Origin of the sequence: Pseudomonas reactans (assembly GCF_013385825.1) — a bacterium.
Taxonomy (GTDB): Bacteria; Pseudomonadota; Gammaproteobacteria; order Pseudomonadales; family Pseudomonadaceae; genus Aquipseudomonas; species Aquipseudomonas reactans.
Genome location: NZ_JACAPG010000008.1, coordinates 212,732 through 227,668, shown reverse-complemented (window position 1 = coordinate 227,668; position 14,937 = coordinate 212,732). Strand labels below are relative to the sequence as shown.

The following is a 14,937-nucleotide window of genomic DNA, read 5'->3' as shown; positions in this document are numbered from 1 at the left end:
CCAGGTTTTCAATACCTGGCCTGCTGAATCGTTATTGCTGTCAGGCTTACTGCGCTTTGCAGCCACGCCCGATCAAATCATCGGTGGCGACCCAGTAAACCAGGCCTTCCTCACCTTTTGTGTGAAACGCCAATTGGCCGTCGCTGTACAGCACGCCCGAGGCGGCAACGTCCTGCTTGAGGCGGTAAACCTGGTCGGAACCGCCCAAACGGACATCCACCTCGGATTTGGCCTGATTAGCAAAGCGCCAGTTCACCTCAGCCTTGCTGTCGCAGGTCCAGGTGGTCCACTTGTCGGCAGTTTCTGCCTTGTTGCTGAACATGTTCATGCTGCTGCAGCCGGCCAACAGGGCCAGGGCTGCCAGGGCGAAAACGCCTTTCATTGCCAATCCTCGTGAGGCGACCGATGGCCGCCAGTTGATCAGACCCGTCAAGGGCAACCCTGTTCCTGACCGTTGGGCGCGGCGTCGTATTTCTCCAGCCGTTCGTTGCCAATGCGCTTGTTGATCACCGGCATGGTCTCGGCTTGCCAGTCCGCCTGGTAGCAGCTCTTTTTCTGCTGTGCCGCAGGCTTGCCAGCGTCCGGCTCTGCGCTTGGCGTGCTGCCGCAGCCGGCCAACAGGCCCGCTGCGATCACCATTGCCAACGACTTGATCATGGGAACACTCCTTTTCCGGATCACGAGCCTCAGCCTTTGGCTCGGGTTTCCAACACTTCCACGGCCGGCAGCACTTTGCCTTCGACGAATTCGAGGAATGCGCCGCCACCGGTAGAAATGTAGGAGATTTGGTCAGCAACGCCATATTTATCGATGGCCGCCAGGGTGTCGCCGCCGCCGGCGATGGAGAAGGCCGAGCTTTCTGCGATGGCCTTGGCCAGCACTTTGGTGCCGTTACCGAACTGGTCGAATTCGAACACACCCACTGGACCGTTCCACAGGATGGTCTGCGAGGCTTTCAGCAGTTCGGCGAAGTTGGCTGCGGTTTGTGGGCCGATGTCCAGGATCATGTCGTCGGCGGCCACATCAGCGATCAGCTTGACGGTGGCTTCGGCGCTTTCGGCAAATTCCTTGGCGACCACGACGTCGACCGGCAATGGCACGCTGACTTTGGCGGCGATGGCACGGGCCGTGTCGAGCAGGTCCGGCTCGTACAGGGACTTGCCCACCGGGTGACCGGCTGCGGCCAGGAAGGTGTTGGCGATGCCGCCACCGACGATCAACTGGTTGCAGATCTGGCTCAGGCTGTTGAGCACGTCCAGTTTGGTGGACACCTTGGAGCCGGCCACGATGGCAGCCATTGGCTGAGCCGGAGCACCCAGCGCCTTGCCCAGTGCGTCCAGCTCAGCAGCCAGCAGCGGGCCAGCGGCGGCAACCTTGGCGAACTTGGCCACGCCGTGGGTCGAACCCTCAGCACGGTGAGCGGTGCCGAACGCATCCATCACGAACACGTCGCACAGCGCTGCATATTGCTGGGCCAGTTCGTCGCTGTTCTTTTTCTCGCCCTTGTTGAAGCGTACGTTTTCGAACAGCACGATGTCGCCGGCTTTAACGTCAACGCCGCCCAGGTAGTCAGCCACCAGCGGCACGTCGCGGCCCAGAGCCTTGCTGAGGTAATCGGCGACAGGCTTGAGGCTGTTTTCGGCGGAGAACTCACCCTCGGTCGGACGACCCAGGTGGGAGCAGACCATCACGGCCGCGCCTTTTTCCAGGGCCAGCTTGATGGTCGGCAGCGAGGCCAGGATTCGCGCATCGCTAGTGACAACACCGTCCTTGACTGGGACGTTGAGGTCTTCGCGGATCAGTACGCGCTTACCTTGCAGATCGAGGTCGGTCATCTTCAACACGGTCATGGGTCGCAGTTCCTGAATTACTGTTGAGGTTGTTTAGAGGCGATGTGCAGATAATGTTCCGCAACATCCAGCATTCGGTTGGCAAAGCCCCATTCGTTGTCGAACCAGGCCAGGATATTCACCAGCCGTGGGCCGGAAACGCGGGTCTGGCTGGCATCGACAATCGCCGAATGCGGGTCATGGTTGAAATCACAACTGGCGTGGGGCAACTCGGTGTAGGCCAGCAAGCCTTTGAGCGGGCCGCTGGTGGCGGCGTCGCGCAGGATCCGGTTGACCTCCATCGCATCGGTGTCGCTGACGGTCTGCATGGTGATGTCCAGGCAAGACACGTTCACCGTCGGCACCCGTACGGCTTTGGCCTGGATTCGCCCGGCAAGTTCCGGCAGCAGTCGCTCGATGCCGCGCGCCAGGCCGGTGGACACCGGAATCACTGACTGGAACGCCGAGCGGGTACGGCGCAGGTCTTCGTGGTGGTAGGCGTCGATCACCGGCTGGTCATTCATCGCCGAGTGGATCGTGGTGATCGACACGTAGTCCAGGCCAATCGCCTGATCCAGCAGGCGCAAGAGCGGCACGCTGCAGTTGGTGGTGCAAGAAGCGTTGGACACCAGCAGCTCATCGCCGGTCAGGCAATCCTGGTTGATGCCGTAGACGATGGTGGCGTCGACATCCGCCTCGCTGGCCATCGGCTGGGAAAACAGCACACGCGGCGCGCCGGCGTCGAGGAAACGCTGGCCATCGGCACGGGTGTGATAGACACCGGAACACTCCAGCACCAGGTCGACGCCCAGTGTCTTCCAGTCGATGCCTTCGGGGGTGGCACTGCGCAGGACCTGCACGCAGTTGCCATTAATGTGCAGACAATCGCCTTCGACCCGCACTTCGCCAGGGAAGCGGCCGTGGGTGGAGTCAAAGCGTGTCAGGTATTCGATGCTGGCCATGTCGGCCAGATCATTGATAGCAACAATTTCAAACCCGGCCGCCGCCCCTCGCTCGAACAGAGCACGCAAGACGCAACGACCAATGCGGCCGTAGCCGTTGAGTGCAACTTTGTAGGGACGCGGTTGAGGCATGGGGTTCTCGCATTATGGGCGACACAAACCATTGTAGGAGCTGGCTTGCCAGCGATGAGGCCATCAGCTTCAACATGGATGTTGACTGGACGGACGCCATCGCTGGCAAGCCAGCTCCTACAAGGGGTGCGGCGGCCAGTTGACCACCGCGTTCGCGCTTTAGTCTTCCAGCAGCTCTTCAGCCTGACCCAGGATGTTTTCCAGGGTGAAACCGAACTCTTCGAACAACGCTGGCGCCGGCGCCGACTCACCGTAGGTGGTCATGCCAATCACGCGGCCTTCCAGGCCCACGTACTTGTACCAGTAGTCGGCGTGAGCCGCTTCGATGGCGATACGCGCGCTGACCTGCAACGGCAGCACCGATTGCTTGTAGCCGGCGTCCTGGGCTTCGAACACGCTGGTGCACGGCATGGACACAACACGTACGTTGCGGCCTTGGGCAGTCAGCTTGTCATAGGCTTGAACGGTCAGGCCCACTTCGGAACCGGTGGAGATCAGGATCAGCTCCGGCTCGCCGATGCAGTCCTTGAGCACGTAGCCGCCACGGCTGATGTCGGCGATCTGCGCGTCGGTACGCACTTGGTGCTGCAGGTTCTGACGCGAGAAGATCAGCGCCGAAGGGCCGTCCTTGCGCTCGATGGCGTGCTTCCAGGCCACGGCAGATTCCACCGCATCGGCTGGGCGCCAGCAATCCAGGTTCGGCGTGGTACGCAGGCTGGTCAGTTGCTCGACCGGCTGGTGCGTCGGGCCGTCTTCACCCAGGCCGATGGAGTCGTGGGTGTAGACGTGGATCACGCGCTTCTTCATCAGCGCAGCCATGCGTACGGCGTTGCGGGCGTATTCCATGAACATCAGGAAGGTCGCGCCGTAAGGCACCAGGCCGCCGTGCAGGGATACGCCGTTCATGATCGCGCTCATGCCGAACTCACGTACGCCGTAGTACATGTAGTTGCCGCTGGCGTCTTCCGCCGACACGCCTTTGCAGCCTTTCCACAGGGTCAGGTTGGAACCGGCCAGGTCAGCCGAACCGCCGAGGATCTCCGGCAGCAATGGGCCAAAGGCGTTCAGGGTGTTCTGACTGGCTTTACGGCTGGCGATGGTCTCGCCCTTGGCCGCGACTTCGGCGATGTAGGCCGAGGCTTTTTCCGAGAAGTCGGCAGGCAGGTCACCGGCGAGGCGACGGACCAGCTCATTGGCCAGCTCAGGGAATTCGGCGGAGTAGGCAGCGAAACGCTGGTCCCACTCGGCTTCGGTGGCCAGGCCTTTTTCCTTGGCATCCCATTCGGCGTAGATGTCGGCCGGGATTTCGAACGGGCCGTGGTTCCACTTCAGGGCTTCACGGGTCAAGGCGATTTCCGCGTCACCCAGTGGGGCGCCGTGGCAGTCTTCTTTGCCCTGCTTGTTCGGCGAGCCGAAACCGATGGTGGTCTTGCAGCAGATCAGGGTCGGCTGCGCGCTCTTGCGGGCGGTGTCGATGGCGGTCTTGATCTCTTCCGGATCGTGGCCGTCGACGTTGCGGATCACCTGCCAGTTGTAGGCTTCGAAACGCTTAGGGGTGTCATCGGTGAACCAGCCTTCGACTTCGCCGTCGATGGAGATGCCGTTGTCATCGTAGAAGGCGATCAGCTTGCCCAGGCCCAGGGTGCCGGCCAGGGAAGCGACTTCGTGGGAAATACCTTCCATCATGCAGCCATCACCCAGGAACACATAGGTGTGGTGATCGACGATGTCGTGGCCAGGGCGGTTGAACTGCGCGCCCAGGACTTTCTCAGCCAGCGCGAAGCCAACGGCGTTGGCCAGGCCTTGGCCCAGGGGACCGGTGGTGGTCTCGACGCCTGGGGTGTAGCCGAATTCCGGGTGGCCCGGGGTGCGGCTGTGCAGTTGACGGAAGCTTTTCAGGTCGTCGATGGTGACGTCGTAGCCGGTCAGGTGCAGCAGCGAGTAGATCAGCATCGAACCGTGGCCGTTGGACAGCACGAAGCGGTCACGGTCGGCGAACGACGGGTTGCTCGGGTTGTGTTTCAGGTAGTCACGCCAAAGCACCTCGGCGATATCCGCCATGCCCATCGGGGCACCGGGATGGCCGCTGTTGGCTTTTTGCACGGCATCCATGCTGAGGGCACGAATGGCGTTGGCACGCTCACGACGGCTGGGCATCGCTGATCTCCTGGGGGTTGCTTAAAAGAAACGGAAAAAAGGACCGGCATTTTCCCTCAGCCACCGCCTGTGGGCAATGACAGATAGTCACTTGGGGGTGTTTTTCCTGTGCTTTGGGCATCAATCCCTTGCAGAAAGCTTTAGCCGGTTCGTCTAAAGGTTATAGCGGCGGCTTATAACCGCCACTTATCGATCAATATCAAAACTTTTTGATATTGGCCTTGCGATGCACTCGACCCGTCACTAGACTGCTGGCCTTATGAATCTACCCATGCCCTCACTGCGCCCCGACGACGGCGATGAACTGGCAGCCTTGTGCAAGGCCGCTGGCGATCCGTTGCGTCTAAACGTGTTGCGCGCACTGGCCAACGATTCCTTCGGCGTACTGGAACTGGCGCAGATCTTTGCCATTGGCCAATCCGGCATGAGCCATCACTTGAAGGTGCTGGCCCAGGCCGACCTGGTGGCCACCCGCCGCGAAGGCAATGCGATTTTCTACCGCCGCGCCCTGCCCCATACCGAGCTGCTGGGTGGCAAGCTGCACGCAGCCCTGCTTGAAGAAGTGGATAACCTGAGCCTGCCAGGCGACGTACAGTCGCGCATCGGCCAGGTGCATGGGCAACGCGCCGCCGCCAGTCAGGATTTTTTCGCACGGGTTGCCGAGAAATTTCGTGCCCAGCAAGACCTGATTGCTGGCCTTGCCCAATACCGCGACAGCGTATTGGCGCTGCTCGACAAATTGAGCTTCAGTGATGACGCCACGGCACTGGAAGTCGGCCCTGGCGACGGCGGCTTCCTGCCAGAGCTGGCACGGCGCTTCCAGCAAGTCACCGCACTGGACAACAGCCCGGCGATGCTCGAACTGGCACGCCAGCTCTGTGAGCGCGAGTCGCTGGGCAATGTCAGCTTGCAGTTGGCCGACGCACTGAACAACACAACGATCAAGGCCGACTGCGTGGTGTTGAACATGGTCTTGCACCATTTCGCCGCCCCCGCTGACGCCCTCAAGCAAATGGCCGGGCTGCTGCACCCCGGCGGTAGCCTGCTGGTTACGGATTTATGCAGCCACAACCAGAATTGGGCCAGGGAGGCCTGCGGTGATCTCTGGTTGGGTTTTGAACAGGATGATCTGGCCCGTTGGGCCACCGCTGCGGGACTTGTTCCCGGGGAAAGCCTCTATGTAGGTTTACGTAATGGTTTCCAGATTCAGGTCCGCCATTTTCAGCGGCCGGCTGGCGACACTCACCATCGGTAAATATCAGGAAAACATCGAGATGAGCGAATACTCCCTTTTCACCTCCGAGTCCGTGTCTGAAGGGCATCCGGACAAAATCGCCGACCAGATTTCTGACGCGGTGCTGGACGCCATCATTGCTGAAGACAAGTTCGCCCGTGTGGCGTGCGAGACTCTGGTGAAAACCGGTGTAGCGATCATCGCTGGCGAAGTGACCACCACAGCCTGGGTTGACCTGGAGCAGATCGTTCGTGACGTGATCACCGACATCGGCTACACCAGCTCCGACGTCGGTTTCGACGGCGCGACCTGCGGCGTGATGAACATCATCGGTAAGCAATCCCCGGACATCAACCAGGGTGTCGACCGTGCCAAGCCTGAAGATCAAGGCGCCGGCGACCAGGGCCTGATGTTCGGCTATGCCAGCAACGAAACCGACGTGCTGATGCCTGCGCCGATCACCTTCTCGCACCAGTTGGTACAGCGTCAGGCCGAAGCGCGCAAATCCGGCTTGCTGCCGTGGCTGCGCCCGGACGCCAAGTCCCAGGTGACCTGCCGTTACGAAGGCGGCAAAGTCGTCGGTATCGACGCTGTCGTACTGTCGACCCAGCACAACCCGGACGTGTCCTACGCCGACCTGCGCGAAGGCGTGATGGAGCTGATCGTCAAGCACGTGCTGCCGGCCGAGCTGCTGAGCAAAGACACTCAGTTTCACATCAACCCGACTGGCCAGTTCATCATCGGCGGCCCAGTGGGCGACTGTGGCCTGACCGGTCGCAAGATCATCGTCGACAGCTATGGCGGCATGGCCCGTCACGGCGGCGGCGCGTTCTCGGGTAAAGATCCATCCAAGGTTGACCGTTCGGCAGCCTATGCCGGTCGTTACGTGGCCAAGAACATCGTGGCCGCCGGCTTGGCCGAGCGTTGCGAGATTCAGGTGTCCTACGCTATCGGTGTGGCCCAGCCTACGTCGATCTCGCTGAATACCTTCGGCACCGGCAAGATCAGCGATGACAAGATTGTGAAGCTGGTGCGTGAGATCTTCGACCTGCGCCCTTACGCGATCACCACCATGCTCGACCTGCTGCACCCGATGTACCAGGAAACCGCAGCCTACGGCCACTTCGGTCGTACCCCTGCGCAGAAGACTGTCGGCGACGACACGTTCACCACCTTCACCTGGGAAAAAACCGACCGCGCCAACGACCTGCGCACTGCCGCCGGCCTGTAATCGCTCTCGATGCACAAGAGCCCCGCCGGGTTATTCCGGCGGGGCTTTTTTATTGCGCGACGACCTTCACGCTTTTTGGATCCAAAGCTTGCAGGCCCAATGATGGCCCCTTAGAATCCGCGCCCTCTCGGGCCCTTCACCTTATTTGGATATTGCCCTGCGCCAGCCCGGGATTCATCAGCGTGCAGGCAATCGAACATTGAGGTTTTTCATGCGCATTTCCACGCTCGCCCCTGCCGCCCTGCTGCTCAGCCTGTTCGCCCTGCCGGTCAATGCCGCCGACCTGAGCGCACTGAGTGGCGCCCTGAGCGCCCAACTGGGTGGCGGCAACTCCGGCGATTGCCAGAAACAAGCCAACGACCTGCAAGCCAAGATCGATGTCGCCGAAGCCCAGAAAGACACCCTGAAAGTGAAGGCCTTCAAAGCCGCGCAGGACCAGATCAACAAAGGTTGTGACAAACTTTCTGAAGCCCAGGCCAAAGCCGACGCCAAGCAGCAAACACAGGAGGCCAAGGCCGATAAGCCAGACGCCGTGAAGGCCCTGGGTGGTCTGTTCAAGTAAATAGAAACACCCAGTAAAAAGCCCCGCAACGTCGGGGCTTTTTTGTGCCTGAGTGGATCATTTAGGCTGGGCACCCTTTTCGAGCAAGGATGCTCATGATGCATTTACTGCTAGCGCTTTTACTCAGCATTTTACCCAGCGTGGCGTGGGCCGAGGAGTGTCCCGACGCAGACCGGGCACAGGTCAAGACCTTGGCCGAACAGATACGCTTGTGGGACGACAGCTACCACCGCCTCAACCAATCCCCCGTCAGCGACGAACTCTATGACCAGGCGCGTCAACGCCTGGCCCGCTGGCGCCAATGTTTCCCCGATTCCCTCACGAAACCCGACAAGCCACTGGCGAGTTCACGCGGCACCCGAGCTCACCCCATTGCCCATACGGGTCTTGAGAAGCTGCCAGATGAACAGGCGGTCGGTACCTGGCTGCAAACACGCGAAGAGGTATGGATTCAACCCAAGGTGGATGGCGTGGCGGTGACCCTGGTCTATCAACGAGGCCGCCTGCGGCACGTCATCAGCCGGGGCGACGGCTTGATGGGCCGCGACTGGTCAGTGTCCGCGCGCAAGATCCCCGGCATTGTCCAGCAACTGCCGGAGCCTATCGACCTGGTGTTGCAAGGCGAACTCTATTGGCGACTCGACGACCATGTGCAATCGGCAAACGGCGGGCTCAATGCCCGCAGCAAGGTGGCCGGGCTGATGAACCGCCTGCAACTGAGCGACGCCGACGCGGCCGGCATAGGCCTGTTCGTGTGGGCGTGGCCGGAGGGGCCTGACTCGTTTACCGAGCGCCTGGCCACACTGGCACGCTGGGGTTTTACCGATAGCCGACGCTACAGTCAGCCCATCCGAGATATCGCCGACGCCACGCACTGGCGCGCCTATTGGTACAACCATCCATTGCCATTCGCCAGCGATGGGGTGGTGCTGCACCAGGCGCAGCGCGCACCCGCCCAACGCTGGCAGGCCAGTGAACCTTATTGGGCGGTGGCCTGGAAGTACCCGGCGGCCAAGGCCCTGGCACTGGTGCGCAACGTGCAATTCAAGATCGGACGCACCGGACGCATCACGCCCATGCTTGAGCTGGAACCCGTGCGGTTGGATGACCGGCAGATCAGCCGGGTGAGTACCGGCTCATTGAAGCGTTGGCAAGCGCTGGATATCCGCCCTGGCGACCAGGTCTCCATCAGCCTGGCGGGCCAGGTGATCCCGCGACTGGATGAAGTCATCCTGCGAAACCCTCATAGGGCAGACCTGAAAGTGCCTGACCCACGGGACTATCATGCCTTGAGCTGCTGGCAACTGGACCCCGGCTGCGAAGAGCAGTTACTCGCACGCCTGACCTGGCTGAGCAGCAATCAAGGCCTTGCATTACCCCATATAGGGCGTGAGACCTGGAACATATTGATCCAGGCCGGTCTAATCGCAGGCTTTCTCGATTGGTTAACCCTGGATGCGGCAGAGCTTGCTAACATTGATGGCTTGGGTGATCGCAGCCGCGCGCGCGTGCTCGAAAGCCTCCACAACGCGCGGCAACAGTCCTTTGCTCAATGGCTCAAAGCCCTGGGCGTACCGCCTGCGGCACGCAACAACCTGGAAGGCGACTGGCAGACGCTGGTCGCGCGCGACACCCAGGCCTGGCTGGCCATTGATGGCATCGGCCCGGGCCGTGCGGCGCAACTGAGCGCTTTTTTCCGCGACCCGCAAGTACAGGCCTTGGCAGACACATTACACGTGGCCGGCATCGACGGTTTTTGAACCCGAGCCGACCATCAGATTACGACCTTGGAGCCCCACATGAAATTTCTAGCACCCTTTGCCCTGTTGACCTTGGCAAGCTTCATGGCGACCCCCGTGCTGGCCGCCGAAGAGGCGCCTCAGCTCACCGGCTGCGCCGCCAAGCGCCAAGCCATCAGCGCCCAGATCGAACAGGCCAAGGCCCACGGCAACAGCGCCCAGCAAGCCGGCCTGGAAAAAGCCCTGAGCGAAGTCACCGCCAACTGCACCGACGCGTCCTTGAAGAAGGAGCGCGAAAACAAGGTGCTGGATGCCAAGCATGAAGTCAGCCGCCGTCAGGCCGACCTCGACAAGGCCATGAAAAAAGGCGACGCAGACAAGATCAACAAACGTAAGGACAAACTCGCCGAGTCCCGCAAAGAACTGCAGGACGCGGTGGAAGAACTCGATCAGTAAAACCGGTCAGTGGTCCCGGAACAGCTTATGGCAGGCGCTGCAGGCATCTTCGACTTTCTGCACCGCCGGCCCCAGGTTGCTGGCCTTGTAAGGCTGCACTTGGCTGATGGTCACCAATTCACCGGTGGCCGCTTCAAGGTCGCGGGCCAGGTGCTGGAATTGCGCCTGCTTCTGCCAGACATCATCCTTGGCACTGGTGTGATCTTCTTCGCGTACGCTCGGAAAATGTTTCCACGGCTCATGGGACAACGCGTCCAACTTGACCGCGCCTTCGGCAAATTTAGCGCCGTCGAACGGGATGCGCCCGCGCAGCATGCCGCCCAGGTCTTCGCCTGTCTTGAGCATCTGTTTGAAGATCGCCTTGCGCTGGCCCAGCGGCGAATTCGGGTCTACGCCGCCACAGGCGGACAGTGTCAGGCAGGCCAGCAATACAACAGTCAGTCTTTTAAAAGTCATGGTTGCTTCGAGGTCACGGGAAACGGCGGCCAGTATCCTCGCCCCGCCCGCAAAGACCAATAGCCCTATTAATAATAAGGGTTGCCCAGCAGCGTTGCGACGCGGGCAACCGCTTCAGGAAGTATTTGTATGAATGTCACCTTGAAACCCTGGAGCCGGCGCCTGGCGTGGGCTCTGCCGATGATCGCACTGCTGGCCGGCTGCGACGCGGGAAAAGAAACAGCCAAAGATGAAACACCCAAGCCTCACGCCGTCGCCACTTATGTCAACGCGCCGTGGGAAGCCTTGCCGGCGGTGTCCGACAGCGACTTGCTGGCGGGATTTGAATCCTGGCGCAGCGCCTGCCAACGCCTCAAGGCGGACCCGATCTGGGGTGCGACGTGCGCAGCCGCTGCGACCGTGCCCGCTAATGCTGCGGCGGTGCGGGGCTTCCTCAAGGAGCGGCTGGATGTGTTCGGCCTGCGCTCTGCCGACAACACGCCCAACGGCTTGATCACCGGCTACTACGAACCGGTCTACCCCGGCAGCCTGACTAAAACCGCCAAAGCCAACGTGCCGGTATACGGCGTGCCGGACGACCTGATCATCGTTAACCTGGAAAGTATCTACCCCGAACTCAAGGGCAAGCGCCTGCGCGGTCGCCTGGAAGGTCGTGTACTCAAGCCTTACGACGATGCCAGCGCCATCAACGGTCAGGGTTCCACGGCCAAACCGATTGCCTGGCTGACGGACCCGATGGACCTGCAATTCTTGCAAATCCAGGGCTCGGGCCGCATCCAACTGGCCGGCGGGCGCCAACTGCGTGTCGGTTATGGCGACCAGAACGGCTACCCCTACCGCCCGATCGGCCGCTGGCTGGTTGAACAAGGCGAGTTGAAGAAAGAAGACGTGACCATGGGCGCCATCAGCGCCTGGGCCAAGGCGCACCCGCAACGCATTCCGGAACTGCTGGCGAGCAACCCGAGCTATGTGTTCTTCAGCGCGCGCCCCGACAGCAACGAAGGCCCGCGTGGCTCCTTGAACGTGCCATTGACCGCCGGCTACAGCGTAGCGGTGGATCGCAAGGTGATTCCGCTGGGCAGCCTGTTATGGCTGTCGACCACCAAGCCCGACGGATCGCCAATCGCACGCCCCGTCGCTGCACAGGACACCGGTGGCGCAATCACCGGTGAAGTGCGTGCAGATTTGTTCTGGGGCACCGGCGATGCGGCGGGTGAACTGGCCGGGAATATGAAGCAGCAGGGGCAGATCTGGATGTTGTGGCCAAAGGGTGCAGCGTTGCCCCAGGTGCCGGATGCACCTGCGGGGAACTGACCTTCGCTGAAACCCCACTGTAGGAGCGAGCTTGCTCGCGAAGACCGAATAGACAACACGGGCTGCCAGAGAGCGCTGCGTTATCGTTGACGTTTTTCGCGAGCAAGCTCGCTCCTACATCGAGACAAAGAAGAAACTCGCAATCAACGCCATCCCCACGAACCACACCAGCGAACGCAGCATCGCCCAGTCTGCCAGGTAGCAGATGATGTACAGCAGGCGGCTGGTGATAAACAGCACAGCCAGTACATTGATGGTCACCAATTCGGCCGTACCCGCCAGGTGCGCGATGATCACTGCCGCCGCGAAGGCCGGCGTGACTTCAAAACTGTTGAGCTGGGCACTGTGGGCACGCTTGGCAAACCCTTCAAGGGTGTCCAGGAAAGCGCGAGGGTCGTGGTTCTGCCGTGGACCGAACTTGCCACCGCTGAACTTGGCCACACCTGTGCACAGGTAAGGTAGAAAAATTGCGATCAACACACACCAGAAAGCGACCGTCATCACACATTCCTTTTGTAGTTTTAAACAGCGATTAGAGTTTTAGCACTAAAAATACCAAACCGCACTCACCCGCTATGAGCCCTGGCTCGCCCAAAGGTTCTATGGCGTTTTATCCAATGCCCTGCAACATCGCACCGCTGGCGCGGTCCATCCCCCCAACAATGCACTGCCACCCAACTTCCAAGGACCCCGGATGCTTGAACTTGTCGCCGCCTTTATTTGCCTCACCACCCTGCTCACTTATGTGAACTTCCGCTTTATCGGCCTGCCACCCACCATCGGTGTGATGGTCACGGCCCTGGTGTTTTCGCTGATCCTGCAAGGGTTGAGCGTTCTCGGTTACCCAGGCCTGGAAGAGCGCATCCAGCAATTGATCGGCCAGATCGACTTCGGCGACTTGCTGATGAACTGGATGCTGTCGTTCCTGCTGTTCGCCGGCGCCCTGCACGTGAACCTGAACGACCTGCGCAGCTACCGCTGGCCCATAGGCCTGCTGGCAACCTTCGGCGTACTGATCGCAACCGTAGTGATCGGCAGCCTGGCGTACTACATCTTCGCCCTGTTCGGCTGGCATGTGAGCTTCCTTTACTGCCTGCTCTTCGGCGCACTGATCTCGCCTACCGACCCGATCGCGGTGTTGGGTGTGCTGCGTACAGCCAACGCCTCGAAACCGCTGAAAACCACCATCGTTGGTGAGTCGCTGTTCAACGATGGCACCGCCGTGGTGGTCTTCACCGTGTTGCTGGGCATCGCTCAATTGGGTGAAACACCGACCGTCGGCGCCACGGCCATGCTATTCGCCCATGAAGCCATCGGCGGCGTGGTATTCGGCGGACTGATCGGCTACCTGGTCTACCTGATGATCAAGAGCATCGAGCAGCACCAGATCGAAGTAATGCTGACCCTCGCCCTGGTGATCGGCGGCTCGGCGATGGCCACCGAACTGCATGTCTCTGCGCCGATTGCGATGGTGGTCGCCGGTCTGATCATCGGCAACCTGGGCCGCAAGCTGGCGATGAATGACATGACCCGTCGCTACCTCGATGGCTTTTGGGAGTTGCTCGACGACATGCTCAATGCGCTGCTGTTCGCGCTGATCGGCATGGAACTGCTGCTGCTGCCGTTCAATTGGCTGCATGTATTCGCCGCCAGCCTGCTGGCCGTGGCAATCCTGCTGTCGCGCTTGCTGACGGTGGCTCCGGCAATTCTGCTGCTACGGCGTTGGCGCACCGTGCCACGCGGCACCATCCGCATCCTGACTTGGGGCGGTTTGCGTGGCGGCGTCTCGGTGGCACTGGCGTTGGCCCTGCCACTGGGCCCGGAGCGCGACCTGCTGCTGAGCATCACCTACATCGTGGTACTGTCGTCGATCCTGTTGCAGGGGTTGAGCATCGGCAAGCTGGTCAAGCGCGTGACCCGGGACGAGCCCCAGGCCGCGCCTGACGTTCACTGATCCTTGTCGATCGGCTGCGGATGCCTCGGGTCCGCAGCCTTTTTACCCGGCAAACTGCCCTCGCTGCGGATTTGCGCATGGCTGATCAGCGCAAAGATAAAGCTGCCACCAATGATATTGCCCGCCAGCGTCGGCCCGGCGAATACCAGCCAGAAGTCCTTCCACGGCAACTCGCCGGCAAACACCAGGTATGAAACCTCGGCCGAGCCGACAACGATGTGGGTGAAGTCGCCCAAAGCCATCAGGTAAGTGATGAGGATAATGATCCACATCTTGGCGCTTTCCATGGACGGAATCATCCACACCATGGTGGCGATCATCCAGCCGGAGACGATGCCCTTGGCGAACATCTGGCCAGCGTCGTTCTCCATGATCTTACGGCCGATTTCGAGGAAGGCCAGGTCGGTCTTGGTGTCGAATATCGGCAGGTGCAGCATCACATAAGCCACCAGCAAAGTGCCGCACAGGTTGCCCACCAGCACCACCGTCCATAGCCGCAATAGTCGCCCGGCGTTGCCCAGCGTAGGCTTGCTCATCACTGGCAGTACGGCCGTCAAGGTGTTCTCGGTGAACAATTGCTGACGCGCGAGGATCACCGCCAGGAAGCCTGCGCAGTAACCAAAGCTGGCGATCACCTTGAAGGCTTCGCCATCCGGCAGGCGCGAGTTGAGCAACCCCATGGCCATCAGCGACAACCCCATGGTCAGCCCGGCGGCGAGCGCCGACCACCACAAGGCGGCGACGCTGCGCTCCAGTTCCTGATCGCCCTGGGTGCGGATGATTTCATGCAGAACCGCCGCGCGAGGCGGCTGGTTCTTGTCGACGTCCTGCTGCTCTTCCTGCGACAGGTTGGGGGTCTTGCCGTCTGCTTGAGTGGCCATGATGTTCCAGAGTCCGAGGGGTGCCTGTAG

The 14,937-nt window shown here is 60.9% G+C and carries 15 protein-coding genes; 7 read left to right on the top strand and 8 right to left on the bottom strand.

Features of this window, described 5'->3' with window-relative positions:
- Positions 1-46: 46 nt before the first annotated feature.
- The 5 genes from HX868_RS09385 to tkt all read right to left on the bottom strand — a co-directional run bounded on the left by HX868_RS09385 (position 47) and on the right by tkt (position 5,080).
- Entirely contained in the window at positions 47-382 is a 336-nt protein-coding gene (locus HX868_RS09385; RefSeq protein WP_016977756.1) for an MliC family protein, read from the bottom strand.
- Between the two features lie 47 nt (positions 383-429).
- A complete protein-coding gene (locus tag HX868_RS09380; protein ID WP_095013828.1) occupies positions 430-657 on the bottom strand; it encodes a hypothetical protein in 228 nt (75 codons plus the stop codon).
- Positions 658-686: 29 nt separating this feature from the next.
- Positions 687-1,850 (bottom strand): phosphoglycerate kinase, encoded by a 1,164-nt coding sequence (locus HX868_RS09375; protein WP_025857657.1) that lies wholly within the window; start codon positions 1,848-1,850, stop codon positions 687-689.
- A 17-nt stretch (positions 1,851-1,867) separates the two neighbouring features.
- Entirely contained in the window at positions 1,868-2,923 is a 1,056-nt protein-coding gene (gene epd / locus HX868_RS09370) for an erythrose-4-phosphate dehydrogenase (RefSeq protein WP_177002648.1), read from the bottom strand.
- A gap of 159 nt (positions 2,924-3,082) precedes the next feature.
- The gene (gene tkt, locus HX868_RS09365; protein WP_028618256.1) at positions 3,083-5,080 is read right to left on the bottom strand and encodes a transketolase; all 1,998 of its coding nucleotides are present in this window, start codon (positions 5,078-5,080) and stop codon (positions 3,083-3,085) included.
- 259 nt (positions 5,081-5,339) lie between these two features.
- Between tkt and HX868_RS09360 the strand changes: the two genes are divergently transcribed.
- From HX868_RS09360 to HX868_RS09340, 5 genes are all read left to right on the top strand, one after another.
- Positions 5,340-6,335, top strand: a complete 996-nt coding sequence (locus HX868_RS09360; RefSeq protein ID WP_177002647.1) for an ArsR/SmtB family transcription factor — start codon at positions 5,340-5,342, stop codon at positions 6,333-6,335.
- Positions 6,336-6,354: 19 nt separating this feature from the next.
- A complete protein-coding gene (gene metK / locus HX868_RS09355) occupies positions 6,355-7,545 on the top strand; it encodes a methionine adenosyltransferase (RefSeq protein WP_028618258.1) in 1,191 nt (396 codons plus the stop codon).
- Between the two features lie 211 nt (positions 7,546-7,756).
- Positions 7,757-8,107 carry a hypothetical protein gene (locus tag HX868_RS09350; RefSeq protein WP_177002646.1) on the top strand — a complete coding sequence of 117 codons (351 nt, stop codon included), beginning with the start codon at positions 7,757-7,759 and terminating at the stop codon, positions 8,105-8,107.
- 95 nt (positions 8,108-8,202) lie between these two features.
- A complete protein-coding gene (ligB, locus tag HX868_RS09345) occupies positions 8,203-9,867 on the top strand; it encodes an NAD-dependent DNA ligase LigB (RefSeq protein ID WP_177002645.1) in 1,665 nt (554 codons plus the stop codon).
- A gap of 39 nt (positions 9,868-9,906) precedes the next feature.
- Entirely contained in the window at positions 9,907-10,302 is a 396-nt protein-coding gene (locus HX868_RS09340) for a DUF1090 domain-containing protein (protein WP_095013835.1), read from the top strand.
- Between the two features lie 6 nt (positions 10,303-10,308).
- On the opposite strand, the gene HX868_RS09335 is transcribed toward HX868_RS09340, so the two are convergent.
- A complete protein-coding gene (locus HX868_RS09335; RefSeq protein ID WP_177002644.1) occupies positions 10,309-10,758 on the bottom strand; it encodes a c-type cytochrome in 450 nt (149 codons plus the stop codon).
- A 129-nt stretch (positions 10,759-10,887) separates the two neighbouring features.
- Here HX868_RS09335 and mltA point away from each other — a divergent pair, with 129 nt between their 5' ends.
- A complete protein-coding gene (gene mltA, locus HX868_RS09330) occupies positions 10,888-12,072 on the top strand; it encodes a murein transglycosylase A (protein ID WP_177002643.1) in 1,185 nt (394 codons plus the stop codon).
- 114 nt (positions 12,073-12,186) lie between these two features.
- On the opposite strand, the gene HX868_RS09325 is transcribed toward mltA, so the two are convergent.
- Entirely contained in the window at positions 12,187-12,573 is a 387-nt protein-coding gene (locus tag HX868_RS09325) for an MAPEG family protein (protein WP_095013837.1), read from the bottom strand.
- Positions 12,574-12,766: 193 nt separating this feature from the next.
- Between HX868_RS09325 and HX868_RS09320 the strand changes: the two genes are divergently transcribed.
- Positions 12,767-14,026, top strand: a complete 1,260-nt coding sequence (locus HX868_RS09320) for a cation:proton antiporter (protein WP_177002642.1) — start codon at positions 12,767-12,769, stop codon at positions 14,024-14,026.
- Here the strand turns inward: HX868_RS09320 and HX868_RS09315 are convergent.
- The gene (locus tag HX868_RS09315; RefSeq protein ID WP_177002641.1) at positions 14,020-14,907 is read right to left on the bottom strand and encodes a formate/nitrite transporter family protein; all 888 of its coding nucleotides are present in this window, start codon (positions 14,905-14,907) and stop codon (positions 14,020-14,022) included. The genes HX868_RS09320 and HX868_RS09315 overlap by 7 nt on opposite strands.
- Between the last annotated feature and the right edge of the window lie 30 nt (positions 14,908-14,937).